The organism is Pseudomonas sp. TH49 (assembly GCF_016650625.1).
Lineage (GTDB): Bacteria > Pseudomonadota > Gammaproteobacteria > Pseudomonadales > Pseudomonadaceae > Aquipseudomonas > Aquipseudomonas fluorescens_H.
Genome location: NZ_JAEKFL010000002.1, coordinates 58115 through 82726 on the forward strand (window position 1 = coordinate 58115; position 24612 = coordinate 82726).

22 protein-coding genes and 4 tRNA genes are annotated in these 24612 nt (G+C 56.8%); 19 read left to right on the forward strand and 7 right to left on the reverse strand.

Annotated elements, in window-relative coordinates; all coding sequences use genetic code 11:
• Positions 1 to 263: 263 nt before the first annotated feature.
• From truA to JFU48_RS17640, 16 genes are all read left to right on the forward strand, one after another.
• Positions 264 to 1088 carry a tRNA pseudouridine(38-40) synthase TruA gene (truA, locus tag JFU48_RS17565; protein ID WP_171061913.1) on the forward strand — a complete coding sequence of 275 codons (825 nt, stop codon included), beginning with the start codon at positions 264 to 266 and terminating at the stop codon, positions 1086 to 1088.
• Between the two features lie 65 nt (positions 1089 to 1153).
• On the forward strand, positions 1154 to 1798 hold the full coding sequence (locus tag JFU48_RS17570) for a phosphoribosylanthranilate isomerase (protein ID WP_103520452.1): 645 nt from the start codon (positions 1154 to 1156) through the stop codon (positions 1796 to 1798).
• Positions 1799 to 1999: 201 nt separating this feature from the next.
• Entirely contained in the window at positions 2000 to 2920 is a 921-nt protein-coding gene (accD, locus tag JFU48_RS17575; RefSeq protein WP_027611535.1) for an acetyl-CoA carboxylase, carboxyltransferase subunit beta, read from the forward strand.
• On the forward strand, positions 2917 to 4224 hold the full coding sequence (gene folC, locus JFU48_RS17580) for a bifunctional tetrahydrofolate synthase/dihydrofolate synthase (RefSeq protein ID WP_201137128.1): 1308 nt from the start codon (positions 2917 to 2919) through the stop codon (positions 4222 to 4224). The genes accD and folC overlap by 4 nt, the downstream gene beginning before the upstream one ends.
• A complete protein-coding gene (locus JFU48_RS17585; RefSeq protein WP_201137129.1) occupies positions 4208 to 4861 on the forward strand; it encodes an SPOR domain-containing protein in 654 nt (217 codons plus the stop codon). The genes folC and JFU48_RS17585 overlap by 17 nt, the downstream gene beginning before the upstream one ends.
• Before the next feature lie 98 nt (positions 4862 to 4959).
• Positions 4960 to 5520, forward strand: a complete 561-nt coding sequence (locus JFU48_RS17590) for a CvpA family protein (RefSeq protein WP_045122548.1) — start codon at positions 4960 to 4962, stop codon at positions 5518 to 5520.
• Positions 5521 to 5561: 41 nt separating this feature from the next.
• Positions 5562 to 7067, forward strand: coding sequence for an amidophosphoribosyltransferase (purF, locus tag JFU48_RS17595; RefSeq protein ID WP_003226416.1), 1506 nt, complete (start codon positions 5562 to 5564; stop codon positions 7065 to 7067).
• An 80-nt stretch (positions 7068 to 7147) separates the two neighbouring features.
• Positions 7148 to 8359, forward strand: coding sequence for an O-succinylhomoserine sulfhydrylase (locus tag JFU48_RS17600; protein ID WP_003226414.1), 1212 nt, complete (start codon positions 7148 to 7150; stop codon positions 8357 to 8359).
• Positions 8356 to 9132, forward strand: a complete 777-nt coding sequence (locus JFU48_RS17605; RefSeq protein WP_003226413.1) for an SDR family oxidoreductase — start codon at positions 8356 to 8358, stop codon at positions 9130 to 9132. Before JFU48_RS17600 ends, JFU48_RS17605 begins: the two co-directional genes overlap by 4 nt.
• A gap of 216 nt (positions 9133 to 9348) precedes the next feature.
• A tRNA-Val gene (locus JFU48_RS17610) sits at positions 9349 to 9424 on the forward strand.
• A 55-nt stretch (positions 9425 to 9479) separates the two neighbouring features.
• A tRNA-Asp gene (locus JFU48_RS17615) sits at positions 9480 to 9556 on the forward strand.
• A gap of 94 nt (positions 9557 to 9650) precedes the next feature.
• Positions 9651 to 9727, forward strand: a tRNA-Asp gene (locus tag JFU48_RS17620).
• A 487-nt stretch (positions 9728 to 10214) separates the two neighbouring features.
• Positions 10215 to 13046, forward strand: coding sequence for a xanthine dehydrogenase family protein molybdopterin-binding subunit (locus JFU48_RS17625; protein ID WP_139055549.1), 2832 nt, complete (start codon positions 10215 to 10217; stop codon positions 13044 to 13046).
• Positions 13039 to 13578 carry a (2Fe-2S)-binding protein gene (locus JFU48_RS17630; RefSeq protein WP_003226408.1) on the forward strand — a complete coding sequence of 180 codons (540 nt, stop codon included), beginning with the start codon at positions 13039 to 13041 and terminating at the stop codon, positions 13576 to 13578. Before JFU48_RS17625 ends, JFU48_RS17630 begins: the two co-directional genes overlap by 8 nt.
• Before the next feature lie 2 nt (positions 13579 to 13580).
• Positions 13581 to 14816, forward strand: coding sequence for a c-type cytochrome (locus JFU48_RS17635; protein ID WP_201137130.1), 1236 nt, complete (start codon positions 13581 to 13583; stop codon positions 14814 to 14816).
• Position 14817: 1 nt separating this feature from the next.
• Positions 14818 to 15789: an XdhC family protein gene (locus JFU48_RS17640; protein ID WP_201137131.1), complete on the forward strand. Its 972-nt coding sequence runs from the start codon at positions 14818 to 14820 to the stop codon at positions 15787 to 15789.
• Between the two features lie 147 nt (positions 15790 to 15936).
• Here the strand turns inward: JFU48_RS17640 and JFU48_RS17645 are convergent, their stop codons facing one another.
• The gene (locus tag JFU48_RS17645; RefSeq protein ID WP_003226404.1) at positions 15937 to 17220 is read right to left on the reverse strand and encodes an NAD(P)/FAD-dependent oxidoreductase; all 1284 of its coding nucleotides are present in this window, start codon (positions 17218 to 17220) and stop codon (positions 15937 to 15939) included.
• Between the two features lie 184 nt (positions 17221 to 17404).
• Here JFU48_RS17645 and JFU48_RS17650 point away from each other — a divergent pair.
• A tRNA-Val gene (locus JFU48_RS17650) sits at positions 17405 to 17481 on the forward strand.
• Positions 17482 to 17619: 138 nt separating this feature from the next.
• On the opposite strand, the gene JFU48_RS17655 is transcribed toward JFU48_RS17650, so the two are convergent.
• Positions 17620 to 18459, reverse strand: coding sequence for a hypothetical protein (locus tag JFU48_RS17655; protein WP_201137132.1), 840 nt, complete (start codon positions 18457 to 18459; stop codon positions 17620 to 17622).
• 93 nt (positions 18460 to 18552) lie between these two features.
• A complete protein-coding gene (locus JFU48_RS17660; RefSeq protein ID WP_201137133.1) occupies positions 18553 to 19242 on the reverse strand; it encodes a hypothetical protein in 690 nt (229 codons plus the stop codon).
• Between the two features lie 351 nt (positions 19243 to 19593).
• On the opposite strand from JFU48_RS17660, the gene JFU48_RS17665 reads away from it, so the two are divergent.
• Both JFU48_RS17665 and JFU48_RS17670 read left to right on the forward strand, forming a co-directional pair.
• On the forward strand, positions 19594 to 20247 hold the full coding sequence (locus JFU48_RS17665) for a DUF5343 domain-containing protein (RefSeq protein ID WP_201137134.1): 654 nt from the start codon (positions 19594 to 19596) through the stop codon (positions 20245 to 20247).
• Between the two features lie 3 nt (positions 20248 to 20250).
• Complete coding sequence (locus tag JFU48_RS17670; protein ID WP_201137135.1) at positions 20251 to 20844, forward strand: Swt1 family HEPN domain-containing protein; 594 nt, start codon at positions 20251 to 20253, stop codon at positions 20842 to 20844.
• 77 nt (positions 20845 to 20921) lie between these two features.
• Here the strand turns inward: JFU48_RS17670 and JFU48_RS29985 are convergent, their stop codons facing one another.
• The 4 genes from JFU48_RS29985 to JFU48_RS17685 all read right to left on the reverse strand — a co-directional run bounded on the left by JFU48_RS29985 (position 20922) and on the right by JFU48_RS17685 (position 24408).
• Positions 20922 to 21140 carry a hypothetical protein gene (locus JFU48_RS29985; RefSeq protein WP_242486681.1) on the reverse strand — a complete coding sequence of 73 codons (219 nt, stop codon included), beginning with the start codon at positions 21138 to 21140 and terminating at the stop codon, positions 20922 to 20924.
• A 63-nt stretch (positions 21141 to 21203) separates the two neighbouring features.
• The gene (locus tag JFU48_RS17675; protein ID WP_201137136.1) at positions 21204 to 22529 is read right to left on the reverse strand and encodes a hypothetical protein; all 1326 of its coding nucleotides are present in this window, start codon (positions 22527 to 22529) and stop codon (positions 21204 to 21206) included.
• Positions 22530 to 22842: 313 nt separating this feature from the next.
• Complete coding sequence (locus tag JFU48_RS17680) at positions 22843 to 23397, reverse strand: tyrosine-type recombinase/integrase (RefSeq protein WP_201137137.1); 555 nt, start codon at positions 23395 to 23397, stop codon at positions 22843 to 22845.
• Positions 23398 to 23934: 537 nt separating this feature from the next.
• Positions 23935 to 24408, reverse strand: a complete 474-nt coding sequence (locus JFU48_RS17685; RefSeq protein WP_201137138.1) for a hypothetical protein — start codon at positions 24406 to 24408, stop codon at positions 23935 to 23937.
• Positions 24409 to 24612 lie beyond the last annotated feature (204 nt).

Here is a 24612-nt window from a genome sequence, read left to right on the forward strand (position 1 = left end):
GCGGTAAACAAAACGGCAGCCCATCGAGGCTGCCGTTTTTGTTTGGGCTGGATTTCTGTGGTGCCTGATCGACCGCCTTCGCGAGCAAGCCCGCTCCCACATTTGGAATACATTCCTCCTGTGGGAGCGGGCTTGCTCGCGAAGAGGTCGGATCCGTCAACACAGAACTGACTGGCATCCCCGGTCCACAGCCTTATAATGCCCGCCTTTGCACATCAGCAGGCTGTCCCACCTTGGCAAACATAGATAATCCGGTCGCCGAAATGGCACCCGACGGCTTTTACCGCGTCGCGCTTGGCGTTGAATACAAAGGTTCGCGCTACAGCGGCTGGCAGCGCCAGTTGACCGGCGTGGCCACGGTGCAGGAAGAACTCGAGAAAGCCTTGTCGAAAGTCGCCAACTCGCCGGTTTCACTGCAGTGCGCCGGGCGTACCGACGCGGGCGTGCATGCCTGCGGACAAGTGGTGCATTTCGATACGCAAGTCGATCGTTCGCTGAAAGCCTGGGTGATGGGCGCCAATATCAATCTGCCCCACGACATCAGCGTCAGCTGGGCGCGGGTGATGCCGGCGCATTTTCATGCGCGGTTCAAAGCCATCGCGCGGCGTTATCGCTATGTGATCTACAACGATCAGATTCGTCCGGCCCATCTCAATGAAGAAATCACCTGGAACCATCGCCCGCTCGATGTCGAGCGTATGGCCGAGGCCGCGCAGTATCTGATCGGTACTCATGATTTCAGTGCGTTCCGTGCCGGGCAGTGCCAAGCGAAATCGCCGATCAAGAAAATGCACCACCTGCGCGTGACTCGCCACGGCAAGATGATCGTTCTCGATATTCGCGCCAACGCCTTTTTGCACCACATGGTGCGCAACATTGCCGGTGTGCTGATGACCATCGGTGCCGGCGAGCGTCCGGTCGAGTGGATGAAGGAAGTCCTGGAGAGTCGCGAGCGCCGTTCCGGTGGCGTGACGGCGCATCCGTTCGGTCTGTATCTGGTGCAAGTCGAGTACCACGACGAGTTCCCGTTGCCCGAGCGTTTCATCGGGCCACATTTCCTTACGGGTTTCTCGGGTCTTGACGGCTGACGCCCCCGAACGCTTTTGTTACCATCCGGGACTTTCCCGGTTTTTGCCTTGAGGTTTTTATCGACATGTCAGCCGTTCGCAGCAAGATTTGCGGGATTACCCGCATAGAAGATGCGTTGGCAGCGGTCGAGGCGGGAGCCGATGCGATCGGTTTCGTGTTTTACGCCAAGAGCCCGCGGGCGGTAAGCGTGCAGCAGGCGAGGGCGATCATTCAGGCGTTGCCGCCGTTCGTGACCACCGTTGGCCTGTTCGTCAATGCCAGCCGCTGCGAGTTGGGTGAAATCCTCGATGCCGTGCCGCTGGATCTGTTGCAGTTCCATGGCGACGAAGTCGTTGCCGACTGTGAAGGCTGGCATCGTCCCTACATCAAGGCGCTGCGGGTCAAGGCCGGCGACGACATCGCGGCTGCCGTCGATGCTTATCCGAGCGCCAGTGGCGTGCTGCTCGACACTTACGTCGAAGGCGTGCCCGGCGGAACCGGCGAGGCATTCGACTGGTCATTGATTCCGCAAACGTTGAGCAAGCCGCTGATCCTGGCCGGTGGCCTCACCCCGGAAAACGTCGCCGACGCCGTAGCCCGGGTCAAACCTTACGCGGTCGATGTCAGCGGCGGGGTAGAAGCGAGCAAAGGCATCAAGGATCATGCGAAGATCCGCGCGTTCATCAATGCCGTACGTAGAAGCTCGCAGGGAGCGTCTACTTCGATGTGACGGCTGGCAGTCTGCCGCCGTCCATCAATGCACTTGCACAAAGCAGGCGAGGCTGAGGGTTTCTGGAGTTGCACGCAGGTCATGTTTCGCGCTGACCGCGGCGTTCCATCAATCATCGCCACACACATGAATTTAGCTGAAGGGCATACGCGGGGCTGCGAACCAGAGCGTTCGGGCCGCCGGTACTGGAGAAAAAAAAGCATGAGCAACTGGTTGGTAGACAAACTGATCCCTTCGATCATGCGTTCGGAGGTCAAGAAGAGCTCGGTGCCTGAAGGTCTGTGGCACAAATGCCCGTCCTGCGAGGCTGTGCTGTATCGCCCTGAGCTGGAAAAGACCCTGGACGTTTGCCCCAAGTGCAACCACCACATGCGCATCGGCGCACGGGCGCGCATCGACATCTTCCTGGATGCCGAAGGCCGCAACGAGCTGGGTGCAGACCTGGAGCCGGTTGACCGTCTGAAATTCCGCGACGGCAAGAAGTACAAGGACCGTCTGGTCGCAGCCCAAAAGCAGACCGGCGAAAAAGACGCGCTGATCTCCGTCAGTGGCACCCTGCTGGGTATGCCGGTGGTGGTGTCGGCGTTCGAATTCAGCTTCATGGGCGGTTCCATGGGCGCCATCGTCGGTGAGCGCTTCGTGCGCGCCGCCAACTACGCCCTGGAAAACCGTTGCCCGATGATCTGCTTCGCCGCCTCCGGTGGTGCGCGCATGCAGGAAGCGCTGATCTCGCTGATGCAGATGGCCAAGACTTCGGCCGTGCTCGCGCGTTTGCGTGAAGAAGGCATTCCGTTCATCTCGGTGCTGACCGACCCGGTCTACGGCGGCGTTTCCGCCAGTCTGGCAATGCTCGGCGACGTGATCGTCGGTGAGCCGAAAGCCCTGATCGGCTTCGCCGGTCCGCGTGTGATCGAGCAGACCGTGCGTGAAAAGCTGCCGGAAGGCTTCCAGCGCAGCGAGTTCCTGCTGGAGCATGGCGCGATCGACCTGATCATTGATCGTCGTGAATTGCGTCCACGTCTGGGCAATCTGCTGGCGCAACTGACCGGCCAGCCGACTCCGACCTACGTCGCCGCTCCTGTCGAGCCAATCGTCGTTCCACCGGTGCCTGCCAACGTATGACCGAGCGTACCCTTGGCGAGTGGCTCGCCTACCTTGAGCAGTTGCATCCATCGGCCATCGACATGGGGCTGGAGCGTTCGCAACAGGTAGCGTCCCGCATGGGGCTGGGCCAGCCGGCGCCTCGGGTGATTACGGTCACCGGCACCAACGGCAAGGGTTCGACCTGCGCTTTCGTGGCTTCGTTGCTGCGGGCGCAGGGCCTGAGCGTGGGTGTCTACAATTCTCCGCACCTGCTGCGTTACAACGAGCGGGTGCAGCTCAATGGCGTCGAAGCCACTGACGCACAGCTGTGCGAAGCTTTCGCTGCGGTCGAGGCCGGGCGTGGCGACACTTCCCTGACTTACTTCGAAATGGGCACCCTGGCGGCGTTCTGGCTGTTTCAGCAGGCAAAGCTTGACGCTGTGGTGCTGGAAGTCGGTCTGGGCGGGCGTCTGGACACGGTCAACGTGGTGGATGCCGATATCGCGCTGGTCACCAGCATTGGTGTCGATCATGCCGAGTACCTGGGTAATACCCGCGAGTCCGTGGCTTTCGAGAAGGCCGGGATTTTCCGCCAGGGCAAGCCTGCGCTGTGCGGCGACCTGAATCCTCCGCAACCTCTGCTCGACAAGGTTCGCGAGCTGGCGTGCCCGTTCTCTCTGCGCGGGCGCGACTTCGATCTGGGAATCACCGATCACAACTGGCAATGGCGCGGCACTGACGCACAGGGTCAGGCGGTCGAATTGCATGATTTGCCGCTGCTCGACCTGCCGATGGAAAACGCAGCGCTGGCATTGCAGGCGTATCTGCTGCTCGGTTTGCCGTGGAATGCGTCGCAAATTGTTGCGGCCTTGCAGGCCACTCGCGTGGTCGGCCGGCTGGATCGCCGCTCGTTCGAGTTCAACGGCAAGCGCCTGAACCTGCTGCTGGACGTGGGGCATAACCCGCACGCGGCGGAGTATCTGGCGCGACGTCTGGCCAGTCGGCCACCGGTGGGCAAGCGTCTGGCGGTATTCGGCCTGTTGGCGGACAAGGATCTGGATGGTGTTGTCGGCGAATTGAATGCTAGTGTCGAGCACTGGGCGGTAGCGCCGCTGGATTCGCCGCGCGCGCGTCCGGTCAGTGAATTACACGCGGCGTTGCAGAACCTTGGCGCCTCTGTCACGTCCTATGACAGTGTCGCGGCTGCGCTGGAAGGGCAGTGCGAGATCGCAACCAGCGACGACGAGATTCTGTTGTTCGGATCATTTTATTGTGTCGCCGAGGCCCTTGAATGGCTGGCCCGGCGCTCCACGGAGGAAGCGGCAAATGGCTTTGCTGGATAAAGCGTACAAGCAGCGCATGGTTGGTGCCCTGGTGCTGGTGGCGCTGGCGGTGATTTTCCTGCCGATGCTGTTTTCCCGTCAGGACGAGCAGCGCCAGGTCACGGTCGATGCGCCGGCTGCGCCGCAAGCGCCTGCCGTGCCGCAAGTGCAGCTTGAGCCGGTAGCCGTGCCCGAGCCGCAAGCACTGCCGCAGGAACCGGTCCCGAGTGATGACGAAGTGGCGGAGCAATCAGCGCCGTCGATGCCGATTGCCGCGGCACCAGCGCCGGCACCGGCTCCGGTAGCCAAACCGGTTGCGCCTGCGCCAGTCGCCAAGCCTGCTCCGGCGCCGGCTCAGCCGATTGCTGCCGCTCCGGCCAAGCCTGACACCACACAAAGCCGCGTCGACGCCAACGGTCTGTCGGTCAGCTGGTCGGTGCAACTGGCCAGTCTGTCGAGTCGCGCCAGCGCCGAAAGCCTGCAGAAAACCCTGCGCAGCCAAGGCTACAACGCCTACATCCGTTCCGCCGATGGCAAGAATCGGGTGTTCGTCGGCCCGCTGATCGAGCGCGCCGAAGCTGATCGCCTGCGTGATCTGTTGGGCCGTCAGCAGAACCTTAAGGGTTTTGTCGTGCGCTTCCAGCCTGAGCGTGGCTAAAAACTATCGTCCGGATTGAAATGCACTGACAATCGCAGCTTACCGACAGCGGTGCGCTCTGCTAAAATGCGCCGCCTTATCCGTCTGTAGGCTGCACTGTGCCATTTACCATGGTTGACTGGGCGATTGTTGCAATCATCGCCATCTCCGCTTTGATCAGTTTGAGCCGCGGCTTCGTCAAGGAAGCATTATCGCTGGTGACCTGGATCATCGCAGGAGCTGTTGCCTGGATGTTCGGTGGCTCTCTGTCCGAGTACCTCGCCGGATACATCGAAACCCCATCGGCTCGCGTGATCGCGGGCTGTGCCATCATGTTTGTCGCCACACTGATCGTGGGCGCAATGATCAATTATCTTATCGGCGAGTTGGTTCGCGTGACCGGGTTGTCCGGCACCGACCGATTCCTGGGCATGGCCTTCGGCGCGGCGCGTGGCGTGTTGCTGGTGGTCGTGGCAGTCGGGCTGTTGAGCCTGGGGCCGGTACAGCAGGACGGGTGGTGGAAAGAGTCACAGCTCGTGCCAAAGTTTCTATTGGTCGCCGATTGGTCCAAAAACCTGATTCTCGGGTGGAGCAGTCAGTGGCTTGCCAGCGGAATCAGCGTACCCGCTGATATTCCGTTCAAGGAGCAACTCTTGCCGTCGGCCAAAACGCCTCAGTGAGTGTTGTTCAGTTCAGATCCATTAAGTAGGGGTTGCGTCGCATGTGTGGCATCGTCGGTATCGTCGGTAAGTCGAACGTCAATCAGGCGCTGTATGACGCGCTAACCGTGCTCCAGCACCGCGGCCAGGACGCTGCCGGTATCGTGACCAGCCATGATGGCCGGTTATTCCTGCGCAAGGACAATGGCCTGGTGCGTGACGTGTTTCAGCAGCGTCACATGCAGCGCCTGGTCGGCCACATGGGTATCGGCCACGTCCGTTACCCGACTGCCGGCAGTTCGACCTCGGCCGAAGCGCAGCCGTTTTACGTCAACTCGCCTTACGGCATTACCCTGGCGCACAACGGCAACCTGACCAACGTTGAACAGTTGGCCAAGGAAATCTACGAATCCGACCTGCGTCACGTCAATACCAGTTCCGACTCGGAAGTATTGTTGAACGTGTTCGCTCACGAGCTGGCCCAGCGCGGCAAGCTGCAGCCGACCGAAGAAGATGTATTTGCCGCCGTGACCGACGTGCACAACCGTTGCGTCGGCGGTTACGCGGTGGTGGCGATGATCACCGGTTACGGCATCGTCGGTTTCCGTGACCCGCACGGCATTCGTCCGATCGTGTTCGGCCAGCGTCACACCGACGAAGGCGTCGAGTACATGATCGCTTCCGAAAGCGTTTCGCTGGACGTGCTCGGTTTCACCCTGATCCGCGACCTGGCCCCGGGCGAAGCGGTCTACATCACTGAAGACGGCAAGCTGCACACTCGTCAGTGCGCGACCAACCCGTCCCTGACCCCGTGCATCTTCGAACACGTCTACCTGGCGCGTCCGGATTCGATCATCGACGGTGTGTCGGTGTACAAGGCGCGTCTGCGCATGGGCGAGAAACTCGCCGAGAAGATCCTGCGCGAGCGTCCAGAGCACGACATCGACGTGGTCATCCCGATCCCGGACACCAGCCGCACCGCCGCGCTGGAACTGGCGAACCACCTGGGCGTGAAATTTCGCGAAGGCTTCGTCAAGAACCGTTACATCGGTCGTACCTTCATCATGCCGGGTCAGGCGGCGCGCAAGAAGTCGGTTCGCCAGAAGCTCAACGCGATCGAGCTGGAATTCCGCGGCAAGAACGTGATGCTGGTCGATGACTCGATCGTGCGCGGCACCACCTGCAAGCAGATCATCCAGATGGCTCGCGAAGCCGGCGCGAAAAACGTCTACTTCTGCTCGGCGGCTCCTGCGGTACGCTTCCCGAACGTTTACGGCATCGACATGCCGAGCGCTCACGAACTGATCGCGCACAATCGTTCGACTCAGGATGTGGCGGATCTGATCGGCGCTGACTGGCTGATCTATCAGGACCTGCCTGACTTGATCGAAGCGGTCGGTGGCGGCAAGATCAAGATCGAAAACTTCGATTGCGCAGTGTTCGACGGCAAGTACGTCACCGGCGACGTCGACGAGGCTTACCTGGACAAGATCGAGCAGGCACGCAACGATGCCTCGAAGGTCAAGACCCAGGCGGTCAGTGCGATCATCGATCTGTACAACAACTGAGTTTCTACCGGCCCTGAGGGGCCGGTTTTGTATCTGGCAAAAGACTTTCATTTATTCAGAACAGGGCAAGGAGTGACAGCATGAGTCAGGAATGGGATGCCGGTCGGCTGGACAGCGACCTCGAAGGCGTAGCGTTCGATACCCTGGCCGTACGTGCCGGTCAGCACCGTACGCCGGAAGGCGAACACGGTGATCCGATGTTCTTCACTTCCAGCTACGTGTTCCGTACCGCCGCCGACGCGGCTGCGCGGTTTGCCGGGGAAGTGCCGGGCAACGTTTACTCGCGCTACACCAATCCGACCGTGCGCGCGTTCGAAGAGCGTATCGCCGCGCTGGAAGGCGCCGAACAAGCGGTCGCCACCGCCACGGGCATGGCCGCGATCATGGCTGTGGTGATGAGCCTGTGCAGCGCCGGTGATCACGTCCTGGTGTCGCGCAGCGTGTTCGGTTCGACCATCAGTCTGTTCGAGAAGTACTTCAAGCGTTTCGGTGTACAAGTCGACTACGTGCCGCTGGCCGATCTGTCGGGTTGGGATGCGGCGATCAAGCCGAACACCAAGCTGCTGTTCGTCGAGTCGCCGTCCAACCCGCTGGCTGAGCTGGTGGATATCGCCGCGCTGGCGGAAATCGCTCACGCCAAAGGCGCGATGCTGGTGGTCGACAACTGCTTCTGCACGCCTGCCTTGCAGCAGCCGCTGAAACTCGGCGCGGACATCGTCGTGCACTCGGCGACCAAGTTCATCGACGGCCAGGGCCGTTGCATGGGCGGTGTGGTGGCTGGTCGCAGCGAGCAGATGAAAGAAATTGTCGGCTTCCTGCGCACCGCCGGGCCGACACTGAGCCCGTTCAACGCCTGGATCTTCCTCAAGGGCCTGGAAACCCTGAATCTGCGGATGAAAGCGCACTGCGCCAACGCCCAGCAACTGGCCGAATGGCTGGAGCAGCAGGACGGTATCGAGAAGGTTCATTACGCCGGTCTCAAGAGCCATCCGCAGCATGAGCTGGCCCAGCGTCAGCAGAAGGGCTTCGGTGCGGTGGTGAGTTTCGAGGTCAAGGGCGGCAAAGAGGGCGCGTGGCGCTTTATCGACGCCACTCGCTTGATCTCGATCACCGCCAACCTCGGTGACAGCAAAACCACCATCACTCACCCGAGCACCACTTCCCACGGCCGTCTGGCGCCACAGGAGCGAGAAGCCGCAGGGATTCGTGACAGCCTGATCCGCATCGCGGTCGGTCTGGAAGACGTGGCGGACCTGCAGGCCGACCTGTCGCGCGGTCTGGCGGCGTTGTGATCGAATTGTCTACTCCGAAGGCGGGCACCCATGGCCGCGTGGCGCTGGTCACCGGTGCCGCGCGTGGCATCGGTCTGGGTATTGCTGCCTGGCTGATCAGCGAAGGCTGGCAAGTGGTGTTGACCGATCTGGATCGTGTGCGCGGTTCGAAAGTGGCGAAGGTGCTGGGCGAGAATGCCTGGTTCATCGCCATGGACGTGGCGGATGAGAGCCAGGTCGCGCTGGGTGTCGCCGAAGTGCTTGGGCAGTTTGGTCGTCTCGATGCGTTGGTGTGCAACGCGGCGGTGGCTGATCCGCACAACATCACGCTGGAAAGTCTTGATCTGGCTTACTGGAACCGGGTGCTGGCGGTGAATCTCAGTGGGCCGATGTTGCTGGCCAAGCACTGTGCGCCGTATCTGCGCGCGCATAACGGCTCGATCGTCAATCTGGCCTCGACCCGTGCGCGGCAGTCGGAGGCTGATTCCGAGGCGTATGCGGCGAGCAAGGGCGGCTTGTTGGCGTTGACCCATGCGTTGGCGATCAGTCTCGGGCCAGAGATTCGCGTCAATGCGGTCAGTCCGGGCTGGATCGATGCACGGGATCCATCCGCACGACGTGCCGAGCCGCTTGCCGATGCCGATCATGCGCAGCATCCGGCGGGCAGGGTAGGGACGGTCGAGGATGTGGCGGCGATGGTGGCGTGGCTGTTGTCGCGCAATGCCGGGTTTGTCACCGGGCAGGAATTCGTCGTTGATGGTGGCATGACCAAGAAGATGATTTACACCGAGTAGATCGCGTTCTTCTCCTGAATTTGCGTCAAATGGGCTGCCGTCTTCGCGAGCAAGCTCGCTCCCACATGAGGAATGCATTTCCCTGTGGGAGCGGGCTTGCTCGCGAAGGCGGTCTCGCAGGTAGGAAGCAATTTTGTCTTTTTCAGAAAAACTTCAATCCTGCTATTGACTTAGGTTCGCTACCTGCGTAAATTTCGCGGCCTCGGAGATGCAAACGGGTGATTAGCTCAGCTGGGAGAGCGTCTGCCTTACAAGCAGAATGTCGGCGGTTCGATCCCGTCATCACCCACCACTCCCCGAGAAACTTGCGCAAGCAAGAGGTAGGCTGAAAGTGCCTCCACCGACGCGCAGCGGTAGTTCAGTCGGTTAGAATACCGGCCTGTCACGCCGGGGGTCGCGGGTTCGAGTCCCGTCCGCTGCGCCATATTTTACGAGTCAGGCATTGTCTGGTTCGCGATTGAAAAGCACCGAAGCTTTCAGTCAAAACGAGTTACTTGAGCGCAAGCTCAAAGCGATACGCAGCGGTAGTTCAGTCGGTTAGAATACCGGCCTGTCACGCCGGGGGTCGCGGGTTCGAGTCCCGTCCGCTGCGCCATATCTGTTTCAAGGACCACTGAACGCCTTGAAACACCGAAAGCAACCGTTGGTTGTTTCGGAATCGATAGCAAAGACCCTGGTCGAAAGACCGGGGTTTTTTGTGTCTGAAATTTGGCTTTTCTCTCTTCCTTCCTCCTCAATCCAGCGCAAATCCCTGTGGGAGCGAGCCTGCTCGCGAAGGCGTCGGCACGTTCAAAATCAGTATTGGCTGGAAGAACGCTTTCGCGAGCAGGCTCGCTCCCACAAGGGGTGTCGATATGTTCAGCGATCTGCTGCGGTGCCACGTCGCATTGATTTTTTGATTCTTTAGTCAAATTTTTGTAACTGGTTGTTTGCCGGACGCTCAGAAACCTTTAAAGTTAACCTTTCGGTCAGCTTTGCACTGTCAACACGCCCTTTGTTTCGCCAAGAAGGGCTTCTGCAAGACTCGAGATTCCCAGTAGATAACCAGAAGGGCGGACACATAACCGCCCAGAGGATGATCCATGTCCAACCGTGATATATCCCGGCGCTCGTTCCTCCAGGGCGGGCTGGTGGCGGGTGTGAGCGTCACGCTCACGCCGCTCAGCAGTCAGGCGCTGGCTGCCTTGATGGAAAACAGCGTAACCGTGCCGTCCGAGAAGTGGCTCGGCCACAACGGCAAGGCACGCCAACGTAACGACGCCTTGTCCAAGGTCTGCGGCAGCAAAGTGTTTGCCCGCGACATTCGCTCCAAGGACATGCCGGGCTGGCCTGAACAGCAAGGCCACGCCATGCTGCTGAAAACCATCAAGGCTGACCGTATCTACGCCGGCTACGACCTGTCGTGGCTTGGTGCCGACTTGCAACCTGACCGTATCGTCACCGCTGCCGATCTGGACAAGGACGGCATCGTCTTCCCGGAAGAGCACGCGCCGGACCCATTGCTGCCGGAAGGCAAAGTGCCGATGTTCATCGGTCACCCGGTGGCGATCCTGATCTGGAACGATTTCGAGCGTTTCCGCCAGGCCAAGAACAAACTCAAATTCAATGACAAGGCGATTCGTTACGGTGCACAAGTGCCGTACTACGAAGGCGACCCCTATGGCAGCTTCCGCTACGTGCGTGTGGGCGGCCCGACCTCGGCCGACGAAGATGAATTCGCCAGCCTCAAGGACTCGATCCTGTTCCCGATGCTGAAGAACCGTCGCCCGGTATGGAATTCCCAGCCGAACCTGCACGGCAACCTGACCGAGCGCGGCCTGTTCTACGCCGATCGCATGAAGCAGCAGATCGACACGCCGCCGGACAACTGGCTGGTGTTCGACGAGCGCTACAAGACCCCGTCGATCGAACCGGCCGCCATGGAGCCAGACAACGGCAACGGCTGGTACGACCCGGCAACCAAGACCCTGCACTTCGTGGTCGCCACTCAGTGCCCGCTGGAAGCCGCGACCGAAACCGCGAAAATGATCGCGCCATCGCGCTTCGGCCTGGCGAACCTGAACATGCACCCGGGCTACACCGTGGGCTACGGTTCCAAAGACCACAACATCTTCGTCTACTACGCGGCCCTCGCTGCGCTGTATGGCGCCGGTGTGCCGATCCGTCTGGCCAATGACCGCTACGAGCAGTTCCAGAGCGGCATCAAGCGCCACCCGTTCGACATCCGCTACCAACTGGCGGTGGACAAGAACGACTACAGCTTCAAGATTTTCCGTGCCGAGATGAGCGTCGACGGTGGCGGTCGTATCAACTACAGCCCGTCGGTAGCGGCAGTGGGTGCCACGGCGGCGCAGTCGATCTACTACATGCCGCAGAACGATCTGCAGGTCACCGCTTACCACTCGCGTGGTGTTGAAGCGGGTTCGATGCGCGGTTACGGCACCCTGCAAAGCATGGCCTCGACCGAAATGATGGTCGACGAAATCGCCAATCGCCTCGGTGTCGACGCGATTGATCTGCGTCGCAAGAACGCCTTGCGTTCGGGCATGAAAAACACCCAGGGCGCGATTCCGGCCGGTGCTCTGCGCCTGCACGAGATTCTCGACAAGGCCTCGGTGCACGAAGTCTGGAAAAACCGCGACGCGATCAAGAAACAGCGCGAAGCCGCCGACCCGGACAACTGGTACGGCGTGGGTTTCGCCATTTGCCAGAAAGACTTTGGCACTGGCTCCGAAGCGCCGATGGCCAGTATCGAATTCACCGCCGAGGGGCGCATCACCCTGCGTCACATCGGTATCGAAATCGGCACTGGCATGTCCACTTCGCAAGCGCTGGTCGTGGCGGATTTCCTCGGCAGCCCGGCACACGACGTCAAGACCGGCGAAACCGAATGGAAGGAAATGCAGCTGATCACCAGCGGCAACCCTTACATCATGAGCCAGGCCGAGCAGGACAACCTGCTGCGCAACCCGCGCTGGGTCGGCAAGCTGGCCTCGGCATCGTCCGCGACCAACTCGGCTTACTATTTCAGCCACGCAACCCGTGAAGCGGCGCGCGTGCTGTTCAACAACGGCTTGTGGCCGGCGGCCATGGAAATCTGGCGTCAGGGCCCTTACGGCGGTCAAGCCAACCCTTATGTCGTGCGTCGTGAAGATGCGCATTGGGTCGACGGCAAACTCACTGCCAACGGTATGCAGCCATTGAGCTTCGAAGAGCTGGCCAAGCATGCTCACGAGCGTGGTCTGGTGACCGGTGCCACCGTTCACGCATTCAACCGCTGGAGCTGGGCCGAGGCTGAATACAGCATCGACGGCGTGCGCGAGCGTCTGCCGCTCGACGGTCTGGCAGTGAAGTACGGTGATGGCGCGCCGAAGGCGAAGAAAGCGCTGATGAGCACAGCGGGTTTCCACCTGTTGGATCGTCAGAACATCAACTACCCGGTGGTCCAGTTGAACAACGCTGCTGTGACTTACTACAGCCCGGTGGCGACGCTGGTAGAGCTCAAGGTCAACAAAGGCTCGGCGGAAGTCGAAGTGCTCAACCACCATTCGTGGGTCGAGTGCGGTCGGGTGCTGGTCGAAGAACTGGTCAAGGGCCAGCTCGAAGGCGGGATCGCCATGGGCATTGGTCACGCGCTGATGGAAGAGATGCCGCTGTACGAAGGCGGGCCGGGGGAGGGTGACTGGAACTTCAACCGTTATCGCCTGCCGATGGCCCGTCACGTGGCGGTGTGGAAGCAGACCGCGGAGATTCTGCCGCCGCTGTCGCCAAGCGATCCGTCCAAAGGCATCGCCGAAGTGGTGATGATCCCGGTGGTCGGTGCCATCGGTAACGCCGTGGCGCACGCCATCGGTAAACGTGTTCGCGATCTGCCAATCACTGCTGCGCGCATCAAGGAGGCCCTCAATGGCTAACCGTCCGCTTCAACTGACCCTCAATGGTCAATCCGTCGGCCCGGTGGACATCCCTGATGACCTGCCGATGATCGACTATCTGCACGAATACAAGAACCTCACCGGTTCGCGCCTGGGCTGCGGCCAGGGCATCTGCCACGCCTGCGTGGTGATCGTCGACAACCCGGACGGCACCAGCGAAGAAGTGCGCACCTGCATCACTGGCGCGCATTACTTCGAAGGCAAGAAAGTCCGCACCATCGAAAGTCACGCCAAGCGTGATGAGAGCGGTCAGGTCACCGAGCTGAACCCGATCCAGCAGCGCTTCGTCGACGAATTCGCCTTCCAGTGCAGCTACTGCGCGCCGGGCTTCGTCAACGCCGCGACGGTGCTGGTAGAGAAGCTGCAGCGCCAGCCGATCGTCAAAAGCCAACTGGAAAAAGTCATTGAGGACAGCCTCGGCCACCACATCTGCCGTTGCACCGGGTACGTGCGTTACTACAACGCCACGCGCAACGTGCTGACCGATCTCGGCCTGGTCAAGGAGGGTTGAGCATGAAGCATCTATTGACCCGCCTGACCCTGGCGGTCGGGCTGGCTGCACCGGTGTTGTTTGCTCACGCTGATGATCAGGTCAAGCGCGGCGAATACCTCGCTCGCGCTGCCGACTGCATGGCGTGCCATACCGCACCCGGTGGCGCGCCGTTTGCCGGCGGGCTGCCGATCGTGTCGCCGTTCGGCACGATCTACGGCACCAACATCACCCCGAGCAAAGAGCACGGCATCGGTCTGTACAGCGATGACGAATTCTTCGCTGCGCTGACCGAAGGCAAGCGTCGCGACGGGGCGAATCTGTATCCGGCGATGCCCTACACCTCGTATCACCTGGTGCCTCGGGAAGACTCGGATGCAATCCACGCTTACTTGAAAACCATCGAGCCGATCGAGCGCGCCGCGCCGGTCACCAGCCTGAGTTTTCCGTTCAACGTGCGTCCGGGCCTGATCGGCTGGAACATGATGTATGGCAAGGCCTTGAAACTCGAGTCGGGCGAAGGCAAAAGCGAAGCCTGGAAGCGCGGTCAGTACATGGTCGAGGTGCTCGGCCACTGCGGCGAATGCCACACGCCACGCGGCCTGCCGGGTGCGATGCAATTGGACAAGCGCCTGACCGGCGGCATCCTCAACGGTTATCTGGCACCGAGCCTGCTCGCCGCCGATCTGGCGGCGCGCGGCTGGAATCAGCAGGACCTGAGCACGTTCCTCAAGCACGGCATGAGCGCCCAAGGCACGATGTTCAACGAGATGTTCCCGGTGTTCCACAACAGCACCCAGGGCCTGAACGATCAGGATCTGGCGGCGATGGCGACGTTCCTGCTCGGCGACAAACCACCAGTAGCCAAAGAGCTGGCTGAAGTGTCGCTGGACAAACTCAGCCCGAGCGCCCAGCGCGGCCGTCAGGAATATTTGAACGTCTGCGCCGGTTGTCATGCTGCCGGTGGCGAAGGCAAACCGCACATCGCCGTGGCCATGCGCGGCAACACCACGCTGCGTCTGGAAGATCCGCGCAACCTGGTGCGGGTGATCGAGGACGGCATCGGCGAGCAGAAATTCGCCGGGTTCGAACACATGCAACCGATGCCGGGTTTCGCCGACAAGCTCAGCGCTGAACAGCTGACCGATCTGCTGAACTACCTGCGGCAAGGCTGGGGCGGTCAATCGGCAGCGTTGGCGGTGAGCGACGTGCAGAAACTGCAGGCTGACGCTCCGGCCGTCGAGCACAAGGCGCACTGACATGCAGCATCTCGATCTACAGGTTGTGCGGCGCGCACTGGAGTGGTCGGTGGCGGGGCAGCGCATTTGGCTTTGCACCGTGCTGACCACCTACGGCTCGGCGCCGCGTGCGCCGGGTTCGCTGCTGGCGGTGAACGAAACCGGCCAGTGGATCGGGTCGCTGTCCGGTGGCTGCGTCGAGGAAGATTTTCTCGAGCGCGTGGCTGAGGGCGCGTTTCTCGATGCGGTCAACGTCGTGCGTTACGGTGAAGGGGATGATCCGCGCTCGCGGGTCAGCCTGCCCTGTGGCGGCATTCTCGACGTGCTGGTAGAGAAATTTGACGCCGACTGCGAGGTGCAGGCGCATCTGCGTGAGCTTGAATCAGCGTTGCTCGGTCAGCGCCGTTTGATTCGCGAAGTCGATCTGGCCAGCGGTGCGCGCAGTCTGTTCGCGGATCGCGAGCAGGGCGCACGCATCGAGCGCGAGATCGATCGGGTGCGGATTCGCATCGGTGCCGCTCAGCGCTTGTTGCTGGCGGGTTACTCCAGCGTGGCGCAGGCCTGTGCCGAGTTCGCGGTGGGGCTCGGCTTTGAGGTGATTCTCTGTGATCCGCGTGATGAAGTGCTCGAAGGCGTGGTGCTGGATGGTGTGGAGATTCGTCGGCAACTGCCGTCGGTGTTCATCGCTGACGGCGGTTGTCATCGCGATACCGCGGTGGTGGCGCTGACCCATGATCCGCGCATCGACGATCTGGCGATGATGGAAGCGGTGCGCACCGAGGCGTTTTACATCGGCGTGATGGGGTCGCAGCAGACTTCGCAGAAACGCTTCGAGCGCTTGCGCAGGATTGGTGGGCTAGGGGAGGTTGAACTGGCGCGGATTCATGCGCCGATCGGCCTGAACCTGGGCAGCAAGACACCCGCGGAAATCGCCTTGGCGGTGCTGGCGGATATCTTGCGGATTCGTAGTGGAATTACCCGAGACCAACTTTGATCTGAATTCTGCAAATATTTGTGGCGAGGGAGCTTGCTCCCGCTGGACTGCGTAGCAGGCCTTCTTTCTAGATAAAAGAGGGGCCGCTTCGCGACCCGGCGGGAGCAAGCTCCCTCGCCACAGTTGTTTGCCAGTCAAGAAAACTGATCAGAAACCCAGCTTGTCACGCAGTCCGTAATACCACGCACCCAGCGCCGCAAATGGCGTACGCAGCAACTGCCCGCCCGGGAACGGGTAATGCGGCAGATCGGCAAATGCATCAAAACGCTCGGCCTGTCCGCGCAACGCCTCGGCCAGCACCTTGCCGGCCAGATGCGTGTACGTCACACCATGGCCGCTGCAGCCTTGCGAGTAGTAGATGTTGTCGCCAAGGCGCCCAACCTGCGGTAGACGCGACAGGGTCAGCAGGAAATTGCCGGTCCAGGCGTAATCGATCTTCACGTCCTTGAGTTGCGGGAATGCCTTGAGCATTTTCGGGCGGATGATCGCTTCGATGTTCGCTGGATCCCGCGCGCCATAAACCACACCACCGCCGAAGATCAGGCGCTTGTCGCCCGTCAGGCGGTAGTAGTCGAGCAGATAGTTGCAGTCTTCGACGCAGTAGTCCTGCGGCAGCAGGGTTTTCGCCAATTCATCGCCCAGCGGTTCGGTGGTGATCACCTGGGTGCCGCACGGCATGGATTTCGCCGCCAGTTCCGGCACCAGATTGCCGAGGTAGGCGTTGCCGGCGACGATGATGAATTTGGCCCTGACCTTGCCTTGCGGCGTGTGCACCACGGGGTTGGCACCGCGCTCGATACGCACGGCGGGAGATTGCTCATAGATCGTGCCGCCGAGGGATTCCACTGCAGCGGCTTCGCCGAGGGCCAGGTTCAGCGGATGAATGTGGCCGCCGCTCATGTCGAGCATGCCGCCGACGTATTGATCGCAGGCGACCACTTCGCGAATGCGGCGCTGGTCGAGCAGTTCCAGTTGGGTATGGCCGAAACGCTCCCACAGGCGTTTCTGCGATTCCAGATGGCCCATCTGCTTGGTCGTCAGCGCGGCGAACACGCCGCCGTCCTTCAGGTCGCACTGGATGTTGTACTTGGCGACGCGCTCACGAATGATCCGGCCCCCCTCGAAGGCCATCTGCCCGAGCAGTTGCGCCTGCTTGGGGCCAACGCTGCGCTCGATGACGTCGATGTCGCGGCTGTAGCTGTTGACGATCTGCCCGCCATTACGCCCCGACGCACCGAAGCCGACCTTGGCCGCTTCCAGTACCGTCACGCGAAAACCGTTCTCCAGCAGAAACAACGCCGAGGACAGCCCGGTGTACCCGGCGCCGATCACACAGACATCCGTCTCCACATCATCCTGCAAGGCCGGACGTGGCGGTACGGCATTGGCCGACGCAGCGTAATAAGACTCTGGGTAAGGGGTGTTCGCCATCCTGCAGCCTCTGTTTAATATATTTTACGAGTGCGTCGATCCTACCCGAGTTGAAAAACCTCCGCCAGCCACCGGAAAAATCTTCTCTACCGGCCCGAAATTAAATATTTTGCATATTCATAGGGTTAGGTGAAAAAAAGGTGTTGACACCCCTCCGGAATTCCGTAGAATGCCGCCTCACAGCAGGCACGTAGCTCAGTTGGTTAGAGCACCACCTTGACATGGTGGGGGTCGTTGGTTCGAGTCCAATCGCGCCTACCAAACAAAATCCGCTCTGCTGGGCGGTCTGGAAGGGCTCACCGAAAGGTGGGCCCTTTTTTGTTGTCTGGGGTTTCTTCAGAACGTTCACAAAATATAGGGTTCGTTCACACTGGGCAATGTGAACGCCGGAAAGAAAGGCTATGGATGGCTTTTCACGAACGCTTCAAACTGTGCATAGCTCACTGGCTGCTTGTTATGAAGAAACATCTTTGACGCATCGCGAAACGTGTTTGCTGGGGTTTTGATGTGCTCCTTCACTCTCTTGCGAAGGTCTTTGAGTCGCCTGTTTCCTCCCATGGAAATGAGGTTGCCTAGAATATCTTCGGTCATGGCAGCCTTTGCTTTCCCAGAAAAATTCTTGATCACGAAGATGGCAAGCTCGCGATAAAACCACTCAGTGCAAAGGAAGTGCTTGTACTGCACGTCAAGCTCGCCTAATGCAGCGGTCAAGTCGTCCGTTGCCATAATCATTCTGTAGAATGCAGTCATCTCGTTTTTCAGCTCTCCAGCAGTCACAGCACTGTCCGGCCCCAAGACAAAGTGAAAGGGGCACGGCTCATTGATTCGTACCAGCTTCGTAATTTGAAACCCGTGACAAGAAGCGAGCACCAGGCCTGTGTTGTTTCGGCTGGCTGCATTTATCCCTGAAATCAGACGCAACAGAGTTTGCCAGTCCATATACTCGCCGCTACGGGCGAGGAATAATCCCTTCTCCGCATCTCCATGACATTCGAAATGCAGCACAGGCTTGGTGACGCCTGTTTTACACCCTGTCTCAACCATCTTGAGGACTGCATAAAGCTGTTTGGTGTCTTTCACGCGGTATCGAGTGCAGTATCCGGGTCTATGAAGCGTCGCGGAGAAGTCGTTCACCGTCTCTTCAAGCCAGCGTCCGTTCTGCTGGTCGTCGTCACCAAGGCCGTCAAGGATCACCAAGGCGTTGTTAGTGAATGAAGAAGTGAAGATAAGATCCGACATTTATGGCACCGTGCTGCTAGTCGATGAGTGGTTCGTTACTAAGGCGATTGCTCGAAACGCGAGAAGCCTCGAGTCCTAGGGCGAACGCATTGCTTATGTGATTCTCGACTCTCGGCTGTTGCGAAGGTGAGCAATACGAGCGACCACGCGGGCATCTTCATTAGCGAAACTCTCCAACCCCAGAATCTCCATGTCCATCCAGAACAAAACGATGGCATCGACGAAACTTGCCAGAAGCTCTGAGGGGATTTGCAGAAGCTGAATTGATGCTTCGTGACTCATCCAGTCGGGCCATAAATATGGGTGAGAAGCAAACAAGTCCCGACAAGACGGCCCGTCCCCGTGCCGACAGGCATTCCCAAGTAAGTGCAAGAGGCTCAACATCTTATAGGAAGTGAAATCGTTCAAGTGGACTTCCCTCACTCTAAAAAATAGACGATTGAAGTCCTTCCCCCAAGGCTCCTTCTCCAGCTTCGCAACTGATACTCCTTCCATGCTCAGCGTCTTGACACAGGCAATCAGGTACCGCCGAATTTGTTGTTCCCAGAGCGACTGGATCGACAGGCAGAACGCCATTTTTGTTTTATTGATCAGGTCGCGGTGGTCAGTGGCAGCAAAACCGCTAAGGGCTATGTCATCAGCGCTTAGGAGCTCGAGATGCTTCTGCTCCAGGGCGGTCATTGACGGCCTCACTACGAGTTCTAGGAACTCTTCAGCGATGGCGCCATTACGGTAGGCGTACGCATCGGCCCAGCCGTGCTTCCATTTACGAGGCTCTATCATTGCAGCTCATGCTCCGTACTCAGCGTCTTGCCTTGAGGTTTGAGGTGTTTCCGCAATCAGGGGCTATTCTGTCTGGTATATACGTTAGAGCAGATCTATGACTATGATCAAAATCGGCTTCGAAAGGGGGCAATAGCGCCTTTGTAGGATAAATTCGCGATACCAACTCAAAAATGCTCTACCGGTAGGTCCTTATGAAACGACCGAATAGTAGAGTTCTTCTGAAGGTGATTCGAGGTGTGACGGGTTTCGAGAGAAATTTCAAATTATAGGTAGTGCTGACACCTTTTTAGCATGCTTCGGTGCCATCGGGTGAAGGGCTATTAAAGTGTGAACTAAAGGAAATTACTCATGGCTGAAAATCTGCCCTACAGTACATCGGTTAGTACATTGATCAACATGCTGGAGAAAATAAAATCAGCATCCGTTCCTGAGCGATTCACTCAAGATTTTGTCTCCTCAAAGCTGACGATGAAAGGTGGAACAGCAGCCGCATGTATTCCATTCTTAAAAAAGATGGGCTTCGTCGCCAGCGATGGCTCGCCTACAGAGCTCTATAAGGAATTCAGGAATCCGCACAAATCAAGAATAGCCGTAGGTAAAGCATTTAAAAAACTGTATCAAAAACTATATGAAATGAATGAGTACGTTCATGATGCTCCAGATCAAGAGATCCTCGGCATGATTGTACAGTGTACGGGGGGAGAGAAGGACTCTACCGTTACAAAATCAACGCTTTCAACCTTAAATGCCCTAAGAAAAATATCAGATTTTGATACCGAGTCTAATGATGAGATGGAGAACTCAGTATCTGGCGCCGGAAAAAACATATCTTCAGATTCGGTTTTACCAATACCTAGCCAGATTCAAGTCCCTCTCCAGCACCATGCTGGCAAAGGTATAAATCTTGCTTACACTATAAATCTCAATCTGCCGGCGACCAAAGATATTGAAGTCTTCAACGCGATTTTCAAAAGCCTTAAAGAGCATATTCTTGGAGATTAGATTATGGCATTTGAACGCGATGTAAAATCATTTGGGATGACTAATATGCTGATTGAGTCCGAAATTGATCAGCTTGAACAAAAGCTCGGCTTTAAACTCCGCAACGAGTCGGCTAAAGATGACGCGCAAAATGAAATCGAGAAGGCTTACTTTCCCCAGTTTACCGAGGCTCTCCGCTTGGAAGCCGCAGATATGGCGCGGAGCTATGAGCTCTTCTATTGTCTAGAGAAAACTATAAGGCTTCAAATAACGGAGCTGCTTAAAGAAAACAAAGGAGAGGATTGGTGGAATGACAAAGTCGTGCCGCCGCATATCTTCGGGGAGGTGAAAAAAAGAATTCTGCGAGAACGAGAGTCTGGGATTACACCCCGCTCTACAGATCAGCTTGATTATACAAATTTTGGAGAGCTTGGTGAGATAATTAAAACTAACTGGAGTATCTTTGCGAGTGTTTTTAATAATATAAAGGCTGTAGAAAAGGTAATGTCTAATTTAAACTCGCTTAGAAATCCTATAGCTCACTGTAGCGTCCTTGCCGAGGATGAACGACTTCGCCTTGACCTGAGCCTTCGTGATTGGTTCCGGCTTGCGGAGTAGAGATTCCGCACGCTTTTCAAGTTATATACAGTTTAGCCATTGCAGGCTTGCTCGGTCAAAAGGACACCAACTGATACCTACAGTTGACGTAGGCGTGTTATAGCATCTGAGATTGCTTGTGCGTTCTTATCCAAAGCTTCCATGGCAGTCAATGCGTTGTCGGCCACAATTCCTACGCCGTGCTCTGAAAGCCACCTGATTATCTCTTCCATCGAGGCAGCTAAAGCGTGCTGATTATGTAAAAGAAGGGTTAGAGCGTCTGCTGTAGCGATGTTGGCTTGTGAGCTAATTGACATGGTTATCTTCCCTGATTGATAGTGCGTGTAACCCTAAATTAGTACAGTAAGTGAATGGCAGTCTCAACGCTTCGTCAAACGATGCCAGATATAGCTTGGGCGCTTTTTCGTAAGTTGAAATTCTCGAAGTGCGGGAAAGCTCGCACCTACTCCTTGTACTGTTGAAATCACCAGTGAAGAAATTAGAGGAAGTACTGATCCGGTACATATCGCTAATCCTACTCCGCAAAACGAAGTTACCGTGCCGTTTACGAATCCCGAACTGATTTGTCCTATTGCACTTCTAACTTCATCTACCTGAGGCATGATTTCTTTTTGAAAGAGAGTGCGAGATTTGTTCTCAAAGTTTACATCTTCGATCCCGTGAAGCTCCTCGCTAACTGAGATAAGGGAGCTGTTGAAACGCTCGAAAGCTCTAGGATATTTGTCGCGCAATTTAATAATGGTGTGTGGCGACTCAATATTTAAGAAGTTGTCATTAATGTTAAGGAATTTAACGCATGGTGATATTTGCTTTGCTCCCTTTGTGTTGGATAAGGATAGAAGTGTAGACTCAAACTCAGATTCGGTAACGTAGGTGTATCCTAACTCTTGGGCGAGTGTTACTTGGTTACAAATTGCTTTCGTACGAGCCATGATAGCTTGATTTGTAGCCTGGTAAGCCCAATGTTCAAATTGTTCTTCAGAGAGTACTCCATCTTTGTCCCAGTGCTGGTGATAACTGACTTTGTTGCCGTCAAATTTAACGTCTTCCAATGTTGTAAACTTAAACAAGCCAACGCCGGAATATAGTTGATCTTTTGCGAAACTCACATTCAGTGCTGTGCGACGCTTGATGCTTGCGTTCTCGTTCAGCACAAATGTCCTGCCCTCATCGTCTATAACTACTGACTTGAGAGTTGCGTTAGCGTGAGCATAATCATGGATCGCTGGTGCGATAGATGATCTGAATGAATCTTCTGAGTGGAATAGTTTGATTTCTTCAGTAGGTCTTTCGTAATAGCTGATAGGGTAAACGGTTACAAAACCGGCTCTTATAAGTGGGTGGAGCCAACTATAAAACTCTAAGCCAGATTTCAAGTCGTCAATGTTGATGCCCTGTCGCGAGGATACTAGAGGATCATTTAAAATAATACTATTATAGATGAGTAGAGAGGATAGGGTGTTTTCTTTAGAGAACTTTGAAGACCAAGTGCTGAATTGAGCGTTTAGCTTCGTGTCAAAAGGGTGTTTCTCAACCTCTGCGTAAATGGCAGTCTGTCTAGCATTAACAAAATATGAGAACCGTCGCGTCAGTTCCTCGGTAGATACCCTGTCTAAATTTATAGTGTTGCCATTAGACTTAAGAAGCTCGCATTCAATTAATAGGTCCAACGCTTGGTTGCTCATGCTTTTCCCATGAACTGCTCGGCCAATGATGGCTCAGTATAGCGCGTGTCTAGCGATGCATATGGACTTCCGCGATCGAGGCATTTTTATAATTCGACGGTACTTGACTTTTTTAAAGCAGCACCTTGCCCTACAAATCTTTTTTTGCTTCTTTGATAGTAAATATCAGTAGTGGGGACGGTTTTTGCGGCTAGGCTGAGTCGAGGTTAAGAGCAATTGCCGTACCACCTCGCGTTCAGTGACCAGAATCGGAAAATATCAGGTAAAAAAAAGCCGCCCGTAGGCAGCTCATGTCACCAGTACGCTTACAGCGCTAAAAAACGAACTCGTGATAGGTCGCATCGACCTCTGCCTGTGTAATGCCGATGTACGCCATAGTGACAGCAGGGCTGGAGTGGTTCAGTACCTTGCAAATCTTCTCAATGGACACGCCACCTTTGTACATCAGCCAGCCACGAGTCTTTCGCATCGAGTGAGTACCAAGTTGCAAGCTCATCTCCTCACCTACGGCCTTGAAGGCGTTGGCCACAGAGACGCGGCTTACTGGCTTACCCTTGGCCCGATTGCTGTCCACCTCGAACAGGTAAGTGTGCGTCGGGTGAGCAGCCCTGCGGCGGCCTACGATGGTTTTAACAGAACTGTTCAGGTCAATGATGCGAGTCTTACCGGTCTTGCCTTCCTTGATCACGAGCTTGTCGCCTTGCACATCTTCGAAGGTAAGACTCAACAGATCGCTGATACGAAGGGCGGTGTTAACACCAAACCGCCAAATGTCCGCGTACAGAGGATTACCCCTGGCGTTCTTCGTCAGCTTGCGAGAGATGGTTTCGGCTTCACCCTCTGTTTTCACTGCTTCTACAATGTTCACCTCTAATTAACACTCCGTAGTGTTATTCGATAATGTGTTAATTAGATCATGTCCCTTCAGGTGAAGTCCAGTGTTTTCGAGGGGTGGCTAATTTACACAATCCTATTCTGTTAATTAGAAAGGCTGCTGCTACACCGCTGCGGCCCACATCATCTGCTCATGGCGAGAATTGAAGGCGAAAGTAACTGGCGGGTGATCTCTAACGAACAGGGTTGAGTTATGTGGGTGGTCATTGGGTCGCCTCAACCCCTGTAGTGCAGGAGGTTGGCGATGATTGGTACGAGAAAGCGGCTACCGATAAATTCTCCGTCTACGTCAGAAAATTGCGTGCGAAGGGGGGGGGACATTGTTTAACCCTGCCTTGACTAAGCTCCCAGAAATGGGGCTTTGACGTGCTACGATATGCCGGCACATGTTGCTGGGCCACTCAGGCGGAATAGCTACTCGATTAGCTTCTTGATAGTTCTGCTCAGTGGCCAGTTACAACTTGGAATTGGTTTCCACTTGCCGAAGTCCCCGTCCTTTAAGCTACACAGACTACCCCAGTGCTCTCCGGACATCGCCAACAGAGGCGATCCAATTACTGCCGCGATCATCCATTGGTTGGAGACCAAAGCGTTTGCCAAAGGCGCTTGAGCTATCGTTTGCACTTTCTATAGCGATATGCTGATAACCAATCTCAGAGGCAAGCTCGGCAATCAACGTTAATAAGCGGCGACCATGTCCTTTGCGTGTATCTTTGAAACCAATTCGAGCAATGACAATGGTCTCTCTTGGCCAGCCAGCTTCGGGGTTCGGGAACAGACGAAAGTAAAGATCGTATTTTAATGTGAACGCATTAAGTGTTGCCCCAAGGCCTATGTTTGAGTGCTGCTTCACCCATCGCTCTGTGTAACCGAAATTCGCCATCAGGAGCGGCGTAAGATGAGACATGAGATGTGCCGCACCATGTTTAGCTTTCTCATGCCAGACATCTTTAGGGGCGTTGCGTGGTGGTTTAACGGCAAACATTTCTGGCTCTCCAAATGCTAAAGTGCTTTCCAGAAGAGCAGGGCTTGGCATTGGAGTCAAGGGATTTGTGGCAACTTTTTTCTCGTGCACTAATGTTTATATATAGCTAACGTGCTTTCTCCTACACTAGTAAAAAGTTGCTTTTTAGTTAGTGTCTTAGTTTATCTTGTGCCGAGGATCTTCTAGTGTGAGAGATTTTTTATG